9 protein-coding genes are annotated in these 13,859 nt (G+C 39.6%); 2 read left to right on the top strand and 7 right to left on the bottom strand.

Annotation, left to right across the window (positions count from 1 at the left end; genetic code table 11):
• Nucleotide 1 precedes the first annotated feature (1 nt).
• The 5 genes from G7074_RS22945 to G7074_RS22925 all read right to left on the bottom strand — a co-directional run bounded on the left by G7074_RS22945 (nt 2) and on the right by G7074_RS22925 (nt 9,268).
• The gene (locus G7074_RS22945; RefSeq protein ID WP_166211556.1) at nt 2–1,429 is read right to left on the bottom strand and encodes a RagB/SusD family nutrient uptake outer membrane protein; all 1,428 of its coding nucleotides are present in this window, start codon (nt 1,427–1,429) and stop codon (nt 2–4) included.
• A 4-nt stretch (nt 1,430–1,433) separates the two neighbouring features.
• Nucleotides 1,434–5,003 carry a SusC/RagA family TonB-linked outer membrane protein gene (locus tag G7074_RS22940; RefSeq protein WP_240916387.1) on the bottom strand — a complete coding sequence of 1,190 codons (3,570 nt, stop codon included), beginning with the start codon at nt 5,001–5,003 and terminating at the stop codon, nt 1,434–1,436.
• Nucleotides 5,004–5,098: 95 nt separating this feature from the next.
• On the bottom strand, nt 5,099–6,259 hold the full coding sequence (locus tag G7074_RS22935) for a FecR family protein (protein WP_166211553.1): 1,161 nt from the start codon (nt 6,257–6,259) through the stop codon (nt 5,099–5,101).
• Nucleotides 6,260–6,322: 63 nt separating this feature from the next.
• Entirely contained in the window at nt 6,323–6,916 is a 594-nt protein-coding gene (locus G7074_RS22930; RefSeq protein WP_166211551.1) for an RNA polymerase sigma factor, read from the bottom strand.
• A 198-nt stretch (nt 6,917–7,114) separates the two neighbouring features.
• Nucleotides 7,115–9,268, bottom strand: coding sequence for a GH92 family glycosyl hydrolase (locus G7074_RS22925; RefSeq protein ID WP_166211548.1), 2,154 nt, complete (start codon nt 9,266–9,268; stop codon nt 7,115–7,117).
• Nucleotides 9,269–9,599: 331 nt separating this feature from the next.
• On the opposite strand from G7074_RS22925, the gene G7074_RS22920 reads away from it, so the two are divergent.
• Both G7074_RS22920 and G7074_RS22915 read left to right on the top strand, forming a co-directional pair.
• Complete coding sequence (locus tag G7074_RS22920) at nt 9,600–11,756, top strand: glycoside hydrolase N-terminal domain-containing protein (RefSeq protein WP_166211545.1); 2,157 nt, start codon at nt 9,600–9,602, stop codon at nt 11,754–11,756.
• Between the two features lie 218 nt (nt 11,757–11,974).
• Nucleotides 11,975–12,328, top strand: coding sequence for a nuclear transport factor 2 family protein (locus tag G7074_RS22915; RefSeq protein ID WP_124561356.1), 354 nt, complete (start codon nt 11,975–11,977; stop codon nt 12,326–12,328).
• Here the strand turns inward: G7074_RS22915 and G7074_RS22910 are convergent, their stop codons facing one another.
• The gene (locus G7074_RS22910; protein WP_166211542.1) at nt 12,329–12,523 is read right to left on the bottom strand and encodes a hypothetical protein; all 195 of its coding nucleotides are present in this window, start codon (nt 12,521–12,523) and stop codon (nt 12,329–12,331) included.
• Nucleotides 12,510–13,706: a GAF domain-containing sensor histidine kinase gene (locus G7074_RS22905; protein WP_124561354.1), complete on the bottom strand. Its 1,197-nt coding sequence runs from the start codon at nt 13,704–13,706 to the stop codon at nt 12,510–12,512. The genes G7074_RS22910 and G7074_RS22905 overlap by 14 nt, the downstream gene beginning before the upstream one ends.
• Nucleotides 13,707–13,859 lie beyond the last annotated feature (153 nt).

The raw sequence follows: 13,859 nt of genomic DNA, 5'->3' as shown, positions 1-13,859 counted from the left end.
CTTAAAACGGAAGCTTTTCGTCGGTATTTAATGTTAGGTTTGGATTTTTCTTAAGTATATTGAGCGGAAAAGGAATGATGTACAACCTCGAAGTAGGTAACAAAGTATAAGTTTGTTGTGGCACGGTCTTATTCACAATCGGAAACTTGCGTACCACTGTTTTTGAATATTCTGGTTCGGTATTTAATCGTTTTAAATCCATAAAGCGGTTAAAGCCTAGAAACAACTCCTTGCGGCGTTCGTTGATAATGATATCCATCGTTTCTTTTCTGGTGGCGGGTACAGGAAGCGTAATTGTACCTGAGATGATCCTTTTTTCGCGGAGTTTATTTACCACAGCCATGGCACCGGTTAAATCACCTTCCCTGGCCAAACACTCGGCTTGCATTAAATATACTTCAGTAGTTTTTAAGCCAACGGTTGGGTAAAAGAATCTGGTGTAAAAAATGCTGTAATATGCTGAGTTTGATCCAATATCTAAAAAGCTTGCGCTGGTAGTGTTAAAAAACATGTTAAAGCGGGCATCATTAGTGCCAAACAACTCTCTCAATTCAGGGCTGATTATCCAGGTATAACCAAAATTGGTTTCATTGTACCCCTGTATATACATGTAACTCAGTACCTCAGGATTGTTTGGTGCGATGATTGGCGTAACAGACGGGCCACCTTGTTTTGTAGTATAATTAACCAGATCAAAAATCTGGTTATTGTAAGCAAGCGACTTTTCGCAAGCTTGTTTGGCCTGTGCAATCTCTTTTTTAAATAAATGTACTTTAGCCTTTAATGCCCATGCAAAAGCCAACGATGGATGGTAGGGGTCTGATGGTTGTGCCTGTAAATATGGAAGGGCATCATCTATATCTTTCTGGATAAAATCATACACTTGTGCAACAGTCGATTTTACGGGCTGTGCCTCTAAATCATATTTATCCATGATACAAATTCCACCATCGGTTGCTGCAGTTGCAGCGTTGTAGGCTTTGGCGTAAACGTTTACCAGCAGAAAGTGATCAAATGCCCTTAAAACTTTGGCTTCGGCCTTGGCCAGTGCTTTTACATTGTCATCGCCCTTGCTTCCATCAACCAACGAAATAATAGTGTTCCAGCGATTAATGTAAACGTATGAGCGGTCGTAAAAGTTAGATGAGGTAATCATCGAAACACGATCAATATTCTCGTTAAAGCTGAAATGTACCGTATTAATATTGGGTGTAATACCAATAAAATTCGATTCTTTCATCCACATATCATCTACCAGATACTGAAAATTGCTGATGAGATAAGCACGGTTAGGATAAGATACCAACTCGTAGTAATCTTGAGCATTTTCTACCAGTAATGAACCTGTTGGGGTTAGATCTGTATATTTTTTGCATCCGCCCATTAAAATAACGGCCAGGAACGCGATAATAGTTATATTCTTTTTCATCTTGTTAAAAGGTTAGATTTAAGCCAAACACAAATGATTTAGGATTTTCTAGAGTTCTGGTACCTGTAAGTCCCGAGAAAGATTCCGGATCAATATCATCTCCGGCCGCACTAGCATACCATAAATTGGTAATCTGTGCGGTAAATTTTGCAGATGGAAGTTTAAATTTTCCAATCATGCCTTTAGGCAAATTATAGGATAAGGAAATATTCCTGAGCTTGATATAATCGCCCTTCACCACATTTACATCGGCAGCCTGCCACATGGTATTAATGGTACTGGCACTGTTGATTAAAGCTTCCGGATAGTCTACCAATAAACGAGGTACTTCGGGTATATTTCCGTTTTTAAACCTTTGCGTAATGTTCTCGTCGGTTACATCATATGCACTGATATTGGTTACATCTCTTCTAATCACGTTACCCCCAGAAAACACCAATAAAGCACCCAGTTCGAAGTTTTTATAAGAAATACGTTGTGAAAATGAACCATTGTAAGTTGGGGTTATGGTACCCATATTTACTAAGCTTCCAAAATTGTTCAAACTTTTTATACTTGAAATAATGGGGTTTCCACTGGCATCAAACTCAATACTGGCCTTGCCGTTCTCATCTAAAAAGTATGGATAGCCATTTACCATGCCGCCATAACGATAAGCATATAAGGTATTATATGCCGAGCCTTCTATATAATACAGTGCTGGAGAAGATACGTAGTTACCTGCCTGCGAAATTGCACTGTTCACCTTACCGATTCGGTTTCTATTGAAGCCAAGAATAAATGTTGAGCTTAAAACGAGGTCGCCTGATTTTAACCAATCGCCACCTAATGTGAATTCGATACCCCGGTTAATCAATGTACCGTTATTGATCGCTCTCGATGCTACCCCAACAGTCGGGTCTAATTCCGTATTCACAATTAAATCTGTACTCTTTTTGTAATACACATCAATACTTCCTCTTAAACGGTTAGATAAAAATGCATAATCTACCCCGCCGTTATAGGTTTCTGTTTTTTCCCAACGTAATTTTGGATTTGGTAAAGCAGTTATATCAATGTATTGTAGTGATGGAAAGAGATTATCACTTCTTCTTCTTGCTGTTAAGTATTTAGAACTTTCTGAGTTCTGGTTTCCGTTTACGCCATACGTAGTACGTAGCTTTAACAGGCTAATCCACTTTTGTTCCTGAATAAATTCTTCGTTACTGGCATTCCAGCTTGCGCCTACCGACCAAAGTGGTCTGTTTTTATATTCGGGATCTACACCAAAAAAATCAGCCTGATCTACCCTTACACTACCCGTAATGTTATATTTATTTAAATAGGTATAGCCTGCATTGGCATAGGTAGAAAGATTGCGATGTTTAATTTCGGTTTGCGTTCTGCCTAAAACAGATAATGTTCTGCTACCACCATAAATATAACTTGGTAAACCAGTTTGACTAATGGATTGGGTATTAATTAAAGTAGAGGTAAGAGTAATGGGATCATAACCGTATCTTAGATCTTCGATATCTCTTGGTAAAAATGTTTGGCGCATCTCAAAACCAGCAATAGCAGAGATGGCATGTTTTCCCTTGTCAAAAGTACGGTCGAAACTCAACTGGTTTCTAAAAGTATAACTATTATTGCCTCTTTCCCTCTGACCATATCTTCCTCCTGTAGGTAGCCCATAAGTATAAACGTTAGTTGCAGGTGTATAGCCAATAAGTGCATTATAAGCCGCACGCATCTTGTACGAATTTACATCATAATACTGATTTGATTTAGTAGCTGTATTTTCGAATTGCAACTGACTTGAAAAGTTAAGGCCTTCCATTAATTTTGCCTGTATATTGGCAAAACCTCTTAATGCAATATTGGTTGCGTTAACCTGTCCTTCATTTAATGATTCGAGGATATTGAACCGGTAAGAACGGAACTGTGCATTATTCTTTAAAGTCCCAACCATTGCGCCATTAACATTTCCACCGGCAATACCATCAGGCAAGTTTACATAATCTGCATATGCAAGGCTGCCATCAGGGTTAACTATAGAAGCATATCGAGGTTGGATTACATTGTAAGCATCATAAGATTCATCGGTTGAAACCGATTTGGTATAACTTCCATTAAAACCAAGCGTAGTAGTTAACCACTTATTTACATTGTAAGTATTTTTAAAATAGATATTGAGCTTCTGATCATTATTATGGATTACTCTTTGCGCAGAATTGTCGAGATTTACAGAAGCATAGGTGTTTGATTTTGCACTTGCAGAACTCAAAGAAAGGTTGTAACGCTGGCGGAAAGCGTTTTGCCAAACATTATCGCGGTACTGTTCATAATAATCAGAATTTCTCCACATGTCTAATTGCTGGTTTACCTGATCTGCCGTTATCTTACCTGCATCTCTATCCCGGTATAGTTGATATAGTGGGCTGTAATATCTGATAGTTCCATTTGCGACTGTTCCATAAGCGCCAAACATCGATTCGGTTGTCGTATAACGCGCACGCTCTTTATTGTATACGTCGGTTTCTAAATCTACAATATCGGCTGTAGATGCATAATGCATTGAATTAAACCTCGGCTTTGCATCCACAAAGAAATCGGTATTTAAAGAGATTTTAACAGGGCTGTTTGCTCTTTTGGTTGTTAATACAATTACACCATTGGCAGATCTTGACCCATAAATGGAAGACGCAGCTGCATCTTTTAAAACCGTTACAGATTCAATATCATAAGGATTAATATCTTCAAGTGCAGTTTCAGAAGGCAGTCCATCAATAACAATTAAAGGATCTGTTCTAACACCAGTTGTGTTGATAGAAAATGTTCCCCTGCCTCGTATAACTTGTTTATCGGCGCCTAATCCGAATGGGTTTTTATCATAAGCCAAACCAGCCACACGGCCTTCTAATGCGGCCAGAATGTTCGGATTAATTTGCTCATTCAGTTTCTTGCCATCAACAACACTAAATGCTCCGGCATTTCTTTCGAGTGGAAGGGATTGAAAGCCATTTACCACAACTTCTGCCAATAAGGATGCATTAGCACTTAAACGAATCGTTACTACTTTTAAAGCAGCAGCGCGATCGACACGTTGGGTAGCAGAAAGATAGCCAACATAGACGATTTCAAGTGTATTGTATTGATCGGTTAAATTGATGTTGAAGTGTCCGTTACCATCAGTTAAAATGTACTTGTTAGTCCCTTTTATTTTTACCGAAGCACCTGGTAATGGCGAACCTAAGCTATCAGTTACCATTCCGTGTAATATATATTCCTCATCCGCCAATGCCTTTGAGGGTTTTAAAACAATTGTATTATTATTAATCTCGTAATCGAAAGGCTGATCTTTAAATACCGTTTCGAGAACTGTTTTTAATGAATTGGTGCTAATTTTAGCGGTTACCGGTTTAGCTTTTTTAAGGTATTCGGCATCAAAAATAAATTGATAATTACTCTTTTTAGCAATTTCAGTAATTACCCCATTTATGAGTGCATTATTGAATGTAAAAGTATAAGTGGCAGTTTGCGCCTGCGTGGTTTTAAGGCTCAGTGTAAGCAAAAACAGCATTACAAAAGCCATAACCCTATTAAGTTGAAGGGATGATTTCAATTTAAAATTCTTTAAAGTTTGTTAGTGGTTGTTGATAAGGTGGTAGAAATGTTTTTGCGTAAAGCTTACTTCATTACAGTTACCCTCCTTCCTTCTATTTTAAACTTAATGCCACTGGTGGTCGATAACATATCCAATACAGTAGCCAGGTTTTCCTGCATAGCTATACGGGCATAAATGCGTTTTTCGGGGATTGATGTATAATCTACATTCAGCTGGTACCAGCGGCTCAGGCGTTTCATAATTACAGCAAGTTCTTCGTTTTCGAAAGCGAAGAATCCTTGCTGCCAAGCAGCCATATTGGAAACATCAACCGCCGATTTGCTTAACTGATTGTTTTGGATCAAAGCAGCCTCGCCCGGATGTAAAATGAGATTGGCATTGGTTTTAACATCTAAACAATTTACTTTACCTTCTAACAAGGCGGTGCTTATAAAGTCATCGTCGGGATAGCTCGATATATTAAATTTCGTGCCCAGTACGGTAATTCTTTCTCTTCCCGCAGAAACGATAAAAGGATGTTCGGCATCTTTGCTTACCTCAAAATAAGCTTCTCCGGTTAGCGAAACTCTTCTTTCAGCCTGGTTAAACCCAATCGGGAAAGTTAAGGTAGAGCCAGAATTTAAAACCACCTGTGTTCCGTCGGCAAGCGTAATCTTGTATTTTCCACCTAATGGTGTAGTAATGGTTTGTAAATAACTGTTGGTATCTGCAACGGCGCTTACGCGTGTATACACAATGCGATCGCCTGAAGACTTGGTGATTTGAATTCCGTAAGTAGTGGTAATAGATTTGTTGGCTAAAGTATCGAGGTTAATTTCTTGGCCATTACTCATTTTAAGTGTAGCCAGACTTCTGCCTGGCAAAATATCGGCCTGTTTCCATAAATAGGTATAACCCAGATAACCGATTGACAGTATGACTAAAATGGTGGCAGCAATTTTAAGCAACGATTTTAATGCAGGCTGTAATCTGGCCGTGCGTGGTTTTTCTACTGCATCTATACTGGCCGAAATAACATGATGAATATTGCTTAAATGCTTTTGCAGGTTTGTATTCGCCTCGTATTGCTCGTCTGTTTCGAAAAGCTCCGATTCGATTAGTGCATGTAAATCAGCACGATCGACCACATTAAAATAATCGAGCAGCTGATTGAGTTCAGCTTCGGTAATTTCGTTGCTTGAATAACGGGAATATAGGTTTTCTATTTGCGGAGTTATTTTCATCTTGCTTTGTTAGGTATACGCAGCAAAAGCAAAAACACACTACTCCGGAAATAAAAAAATAAATTATTTATTTAAATGCAGTGCAATTGCGAAAATCATGAACTCTTTCGAATGGAAAAACACATAATCCCTCATGCTTTTGGTAGCTTTTACCAGTTGGTTGCTTACCGTTGAGGGACTGATGTTTAATATAGATGCGGCTTCTTCGTAACTCTTCCCCTCTATGCGGCATAGCATAAAAATCTGTTTTCTTTTTTCCGGTAACTGGTCCAAAGCCAGATTTAAAACTGCCCGCCGCTCTTTATCCAGCAAATATTCTTCGGTTTCGTTGTAAAGCTCCGAATAGTGATCAATCAGGTATTGTCTCATTTTGGCATCTTTAGCCAATAAGCGGTAGTGATCGTAAATGCAGTTTTGGGCAATTTTATAAATCCATGCCTTAATGGGCTGGTTCTCGTCAATGAGGTCGCGTTTTAACCAAACTTTTAAAAATACATCCTGCAAAAGTTCATCGGCCACCTCCTGTACTTTTACCATTTTTAAAATGCGTAGGTAAAGGTTGCTGCTATAATGGCGGTAAACTTCATCAAAAGCTACTCTGTTTCCAGATTTTAATAAGGAAATAGTATCAAGGCCAACCTCCGTGCTTTTGTTCATTAAGTATTTTGCCTGTTTGGCATACAAAAGTAAGTATAAAATTGCAAAAGCGTTTATTTTACAGCTTTATAGCTCTATTTTAACATTTAAAACGATGGATTAAAACAAAAAAGTCAGACTTTTTTAAAACCTGACTACTAAAATTCAATAGTTGCTGCTTAATCGTAAATTTGTTAACCCACACGCAACAGATTATTCCTATTTTGTTTCGATCAGCACATGGCCTCCGTTTTTAAACAGATCGTGCGAAATAAAATAACCCTCATTCGTTTTACCGTCTACATTAATCTGGCTAATGCCTCTTCCCTTTCCGGGCTTGGTAATGGTTAAGATTTTACCGCTGCTGGTTTTCCATTTCACTTCATCAAACAAGGGCGCGGTTACAATATATTTAGGATCGGTGGCCGAAAATGGGTATAAACCTAAAGCACTGAATACGTACCAGGCCGACATTTCGCCGGCATCATCCATACCCGACAGTGCTAAACCATCACTACCAATGCCATATAATTCGTTTAAAATTTTATCGATTATCTTCTGCGATTTTTCGGGCTTACCAATAAAAGTATAGGCAAACGGAGCCTCGTGGTCGGGCTGGTTACCCTGGCAGTATTGGCCAATCATGGTTTCTACGTTGCGGACAATGTATTTAGGATTCCAGGGTACGGTAAATAACGAGTCTAACTTCGATTCAAAACCTGCTGCACCTCCATAAAGTTCAATTAGCCCGGGCATGTCGTGCGGTGCATAAAAAGAAACCTGCCAGGCATTGGCTTCGCGGTACATGTATTCATAATAAGGATATTGTGGGTTAAAGGGTTTAATCCAATCGCCGTTTTCTAATCTGCCACGCATGAAACGCGTTGATGGATCGAACATGTTTTTATAGTTTTTCGATCTGGCCATTAAAATGCGATAATTGGCAGTATCGCCCAATTTTTGCGCAACCTGTGCCAGCGAATAATCATCATATGCATACTCCAGTGTTTTAGATACACCAGCCTTGGCTTTGGTTTCTACATGTGGGTTCTTTACATCAGGGTCAGAAATGTAACCCTTTTCGATATACTCTTTTATAAATGGCCTCGCACCACCGGCTACATTGGCATTACGCAATAAAATCTGGTAGGTAGCCTGGATATCGAAATCATCAATTCCTCTTAAATAAGCGCCTGCAATAGAAGAAGCACCATGGTCGCCATGAAAAAAGGTAGGTATAAAACCTGTTTTTTCTCCTACATCCTTCATCGATTTAATTACATCTAAAGTTACCTTCGGTGTAATTAGGCCAAGCAGCACATCTTTATTGCGGTAAGTATCCCAAAGCGAAGGCTCGGTATAATACCTGAAATCGCTTTTTACCACCTGGCGTTTGGCATCTTTATATTCGCCATTTACATCGCTGCGCAAGGCCGGCCATAAAAACGAGCGGTACAAACTAGAGTACAACATTTGTTTTTGTTTGCTGGTACCACCCTTTACTTCGATACTGGATAATAAGTTTTCCCAGGTGCTGCTTGCTTCGTTACGGATCTGTGCAAAGGTTTTATTGCCAATTTCCTGTTTAAGGTTTTCTTTGGCATTGGCAATGCTCACAAACGACAAGCCTATTTTTAAAGTTACCGGCCCTTTGCTTCCATCGGCTAAATGTACAATGGCATAGCCCGAACGTTTGCTTGCATCGGTAATATCAAGTTTATCAATCTTTCCGTTTACTTCAGCATAAAAATAAACGTTCTCACCTCCCTGAAAACCTTGTATAGCCGATTCCCCATCCTGTGCTATGTTCCAGGTAGAAACACCACTATTGGCCTTACCCATGCTAAAAAGGATTTGCCTGTCGCCATTGTTTTTATAGTCATATTCGTGGAAACCACATCTTAAGGTTGATGTAAGCCTAACATTTACCTGGTAATCATCCAGATAAACCTGATAAAAGCCAGGAGTAGCGCTTTCGTTTTTATGCGAAAATTTAGAACCGAATTTACCTAAAGGGTTCGATAGTGGTAAAACAGGGATATTACACAGGTTCCAGTGCCCTTTGTTGGTATGCGCAAATCCGTAAATGGTATCGTCTTCATACTCATAGCCTGCGCCTGAACCAAATTCGGTTATCGGGCTCAGTTGCACCATGGCATTCGGCAATGAACTACCCGGAAAAGTTAAACCAGCCCACGATCGCCAGCCCTGTGGCAACTCATAACCCAGTATTTTAGGATCGGTTAAAGGTGCTGTGCCAATAAAGGTATTTACATATTTGGTTAATCTGGCTTTGGTTTGCGCCTGTAGCTGATACAAGCTCAGGGCACTTAGAAATAAGATAAAGTGTAATGATTTGGTTAGAGATTTCATTTTACATAAAACGTTTTAGTGTGTACTATCAAATATAGAAAATCTATCAGGTCCATCAATAAAATATCATATTAGTTACCAATTGATTTTAAGTGGCTACGTATAACCTTATGCTTAAATAATTGAATAATATGCCAAATATCGGGATGCTTTATTCGGGGTGTTTCGGTTCTTGCCACGCTATTTTATATATCTTTGGTTACACACTAATCAAATAACCATCATGCTTTTCAATTACAGGCAACTCCTCATTTGTACACTATTTTCGTGCTTGCTATTTCAATTCACAAACAAGGCAAAAGCCCAGGCTAAAGAAAACCCTGCTTTCACGATGTGGGATAATAAACCTGCAAAAAAATGGATGACCGAAGCCTACCCTATTGGCAACGGCCGTATTGGCGGGATGATTTTTGGTGGGGTTGATCAGGAACACATTCAGTTTAACGATAATACCTTATGGACTGGCGATGAAAACGACCGGGGCATGTATCAGGCTTTCGGCGATCTGTTTATCGATTTTAACAATAATGATCAGCAATTTACCGCATACACCCGCAAACTGGATATCACCAGAGCAGTTCATTCCATTGATTATAAGCAAAATGGAACGCAATTTAAACGCGAGTATTTTTGTAGCTTTCCGGATAAAGTGATGGTGTTGCGCTTTACAGCTAACCAAAAAAATGCTTATTCGGCTGCTATTGGCTTAAAAGGTGCGCATCAAGGCACGATAACAGCCAACGGAAATATTCTTCAGCTGACTGGTAAATTGCCAAACGGCATAACTTATCAGGCTACTGCTTTGGTTAAAATTGAAAATGGAAAATTGAGTACCGTAAAAGATGGCGATAACGAAAAAATTAAAATAGAAAATGCAGATGCAGTAACCATTGTTTTTACAGCTGCGACCAATTATGTTAACAAGCGCGAACAAAACTGGAAAGGCGAAGAACCGGCTCCTAAAATAGACAGGATTTTAAATGCCGTTAAAGCAAAAAGTTACAATAACCTGCTGAAAGCGCATATTAGCGATTATAGCCAGCTGTATAACCGCCTGAGTTTAAACCTGGGTACCAGTGATGCAGCAAATCAAAACCTGCCAACTTACCAAAGGTTAATTAACTATAAAAAGGTAACCGACCCTGCACTTGAGGCTCTGATTTTCCAGTATGGTAGGTATTTGTTGATTAGTTCTTCCAGGGCAGGTGGTTTACCGGCCAATCTTCAGGGTTTATGGAACGAAAGCAATACTCCGCCCTGGGGAAGCGATTACCACTCTAACATCAATATTCAAATGAATTATTGGCTGGCAGAACCTACAAATCTTTCCGAATGTCAGGTACCTTACCTCGATTACATCAACAGCATGCGCGAGGTGAGTAAAATGCATACCCGAAAGCAATATCCAAATACGCGGGGATGGACAGTAAAAACAGAGAACAATATTTTTGGGGGCATGAGTTTCTTGTGGAATACACCGGGCAGTGCTTGGTATGCACAAGCCCTTTGGGAGCATTATGCTTTTACCCAGGATAAAGCTTACCTGAAAAACTTCGCCTACCCAATTATTAAAGAAATTGCTGAGTTCTGGGACGACCACCTAAAAAGACGTCCTGATGGTACTTTGGTAGCCCCTATGGGTTGGTCGCCAGAGCATGGCCCTACCGAAGACGGGGTAACACACGATCATCAGATTATTTACGATCTCTTTACCAATTACATCGAATCGGCTGATATTTTAGGCATAGATGCCGATTATAAAAAACACATTGCCGATTTAAAAGCACATTTATTAAAACCAAAAATCGGTAAATGGGGCCAGTTGCAGGAATGGGAAACCGATCGCGATGATCCGAAAGATCAGCACAGGCATATTTCGCACCTCTTTGGCCTGCATCCGGGCAGAGAAATCAGCACCATTAAAACACCAGAACTGGCGCAGGCTGCAAAAGTAACCTTAATTGCCCGAGGCGATGAATCGACAGGTTGGTCGATGGCCTGGAAAATGAACTTCTGGGCCAGGTTGCAGGATGGAAACCATGCCTATAAAATTTTACAGAACTTTATTACCCCTGTGGGTGGTTCGGGTACCGATTACAATAAAGGTGGTGGTATCTATTCGAATTTGTTTTGTGCGCATCCACCCTTCCAGATTGATGGAAACTTTGGCTACACGGCTGGTATTTCTGAAATGTTGTTGCAAAGCCAGGCTGGCGAATTGCAGTTCCTACCTGCATTACCCGATAAGTGGAAGAATGGCAACATTAAAGGCTTAAAAGCCCGCGGTAATTTCGAAATCATCAACTTGCAATGGAAAGATGCTAAAGTGGTAGCCTTAGCGATCAAATCATTATCAGGAGAAAAATGCATTGTGAGAAGCCCTAATCAGCTTAAGGTTACTGCAAAAGGCATAATTGAAGAAAAGTCGGGCAAAGATTTCAGGTATAGTTTTAATACCCAGGCTGGCAAAGTATACCAGTTTAATTAAATGTATTACTGTGTGATTGAATGGCTTTTCTTTATTCGTCATTCAATCATTCAGAAGCTGTTCATAAATGAATGAAAAATTCACAAGTCTATCAGGTGGGTGGAGACAACCCACCTCAAACATTGCTATTGGGCGGTGTCTCCACCGCTCATTTGATATTTCACAGAAATTCAAACATTTATTTCTTCCCCACGTTTTACCTTTAAAGCAATTACAATATGAGTACGCCCAATAAGTTACTAACCGAGCACAATGCAAAAGTTGTTGTACAGGATTTTTTAAATGCGTTAAACACTGAAGATTTTAATCTGGCAAGGCAGCAATTGCATAACGAGGTGTATTTTAAAGGTGTAATGGGCGAAAGAAATGGAGCTGATATTTACATTGCTGATATGGAGAAGATGAAGTTTAAATACGATATTAAAAAAGTATTTACAGATGGCGAAGAGGTTTGCCTGTGGTATGATATTAATATGGGCAGTAAAACCATCTTCTGTGCCGGCTGGTACCAGCTTGAGGACGAAAAAATTAAATCGATTCAGGTCATATTCGACCCGCGACCCATTTTATAATTAACAAACCTGCTTGAGCTTTCTTACACTAATTTCGCCTTCAGTAAGCACAAAGCGAAACATCAAAAACTCATCTGTTTCTGTGATTTCTATCAGCTCAATCACGCCGGATTGATTGTTTTCGTTTTTAATTGCGTCACCAGTTTTTAACTCCAGAAGTGTTGAAGTGGGCAGCTGATCATTAACTGTTATCATTATTGTTGGCAAAGTTTAAGGTAAAACAAGTTTTATCTGCATTTGATGATACTTTAAGGGTACCATTGTGTGCATGGGCAATTTCTGAAGCAATATACAAGCCTAGTCCAAGTCCTTTTTGGTTCGGTTCTACCTCACCGCGTGAGAAAGGTTGAAATAGGCGTTCCATCGCGGCTGCAGGTATCTGCTTTCCGGCATTGGTTACGCACAAATTAAATTGATTGCTGGTACTGCTGGCCGTTACTTCTACAACCGAATCAATAGGCGAGTAATTAATTGCATTAGCCAGTAAATTAGAAAAAAGCTGCGCCAACCGTTTCCCATCTGCATTAATTGGGTGTGTTAAGTCGAAAACCATATTTATTCGTCGTTCCGGCCAAATGGCTTGCAACTCTTCTACTACCTCTTTTAATAAACGCTCATGGTCTTCGTCTTTAGTACGGTTTACTGAAATACCTGCACCTAAATGGCCGCTTGCAAAATCAAGGATATTATCAATCAAGCCATTCATTCTGAAAGAAGCATCGGCGATAATTTTAGTTAAGCGGCTACCTTTTTCATCTAAATTTAAGCGGGATAAAAGTTGAGTACTGCTGGATATCGCATTCAAAGGATTTTTTAAATCGTGACCGAGAATTGCAATAAACTGATCGCGTACAATGGCAATTTCTTGCTCCTTTTTAAGTTCCTTTTCTGCTTCAGCTACCTGTTCAAGCGCATCTAAATGAGAAGCAATTAACTCACCAAATATGGTAAACATGCCAATAATGGCCGGGTTTTTAAGCTTTGCAGGCTTCGGGTCGATGGCGCAAAGGGTTCCGAAAAAAACACCGTTTTTTAAGGTGATTGGAACAGAGATATAACTTTGAAAACCATACATTAAAGGTGTGTGGTGCCCTGCATATTCAGGGTCTTCGGCAACATGATCAATAACAACTGCACTTTTGTGCTGTCGGATTTCGTTGCAAATTGTGGTTTCCAGTTTAAGTTCGCCGCCAACCTTTAAGCCAAAGTTTATTTCGTCGTGCACAGCACAAGCAATCCATTTATCGGTAGTTACGCGGGCAACAGCTGCAAAACCCATCCCGGTAGTGCGGCATACGATTTCTAAAATATTGGCTACAGTGGGGATATTATTTACTGCTTCAATATCAGCTTGAATGTTTGTTACGGGGTTTTGCAAGGCCGGAATGAATAATTTTCCAGCAATTTAACTATATTTCTTTTCTCAAAAAACAGGATCTGTACAACTTAGCTTTTATTTTACACAGATTATGCTGTAAAAAACTAAAAAGCGTATAAATACGGTGTAGATTATTGCTAATTGTGAAGTTTG

The organism is Pedobacter sp. HDW13, from assembly GCF_011303555.1.
Lineage (GTDB): Bacteria > Bacteroidota > Bacteroidia > Sphingobacteriales > Sphingobacteriaceae > Pedobacter.
The sequence above is the reverse complement of the archived record's forward strand: the minus strand, read 5'-3'. Positions and strand labels throughout refer to the sequence as shown.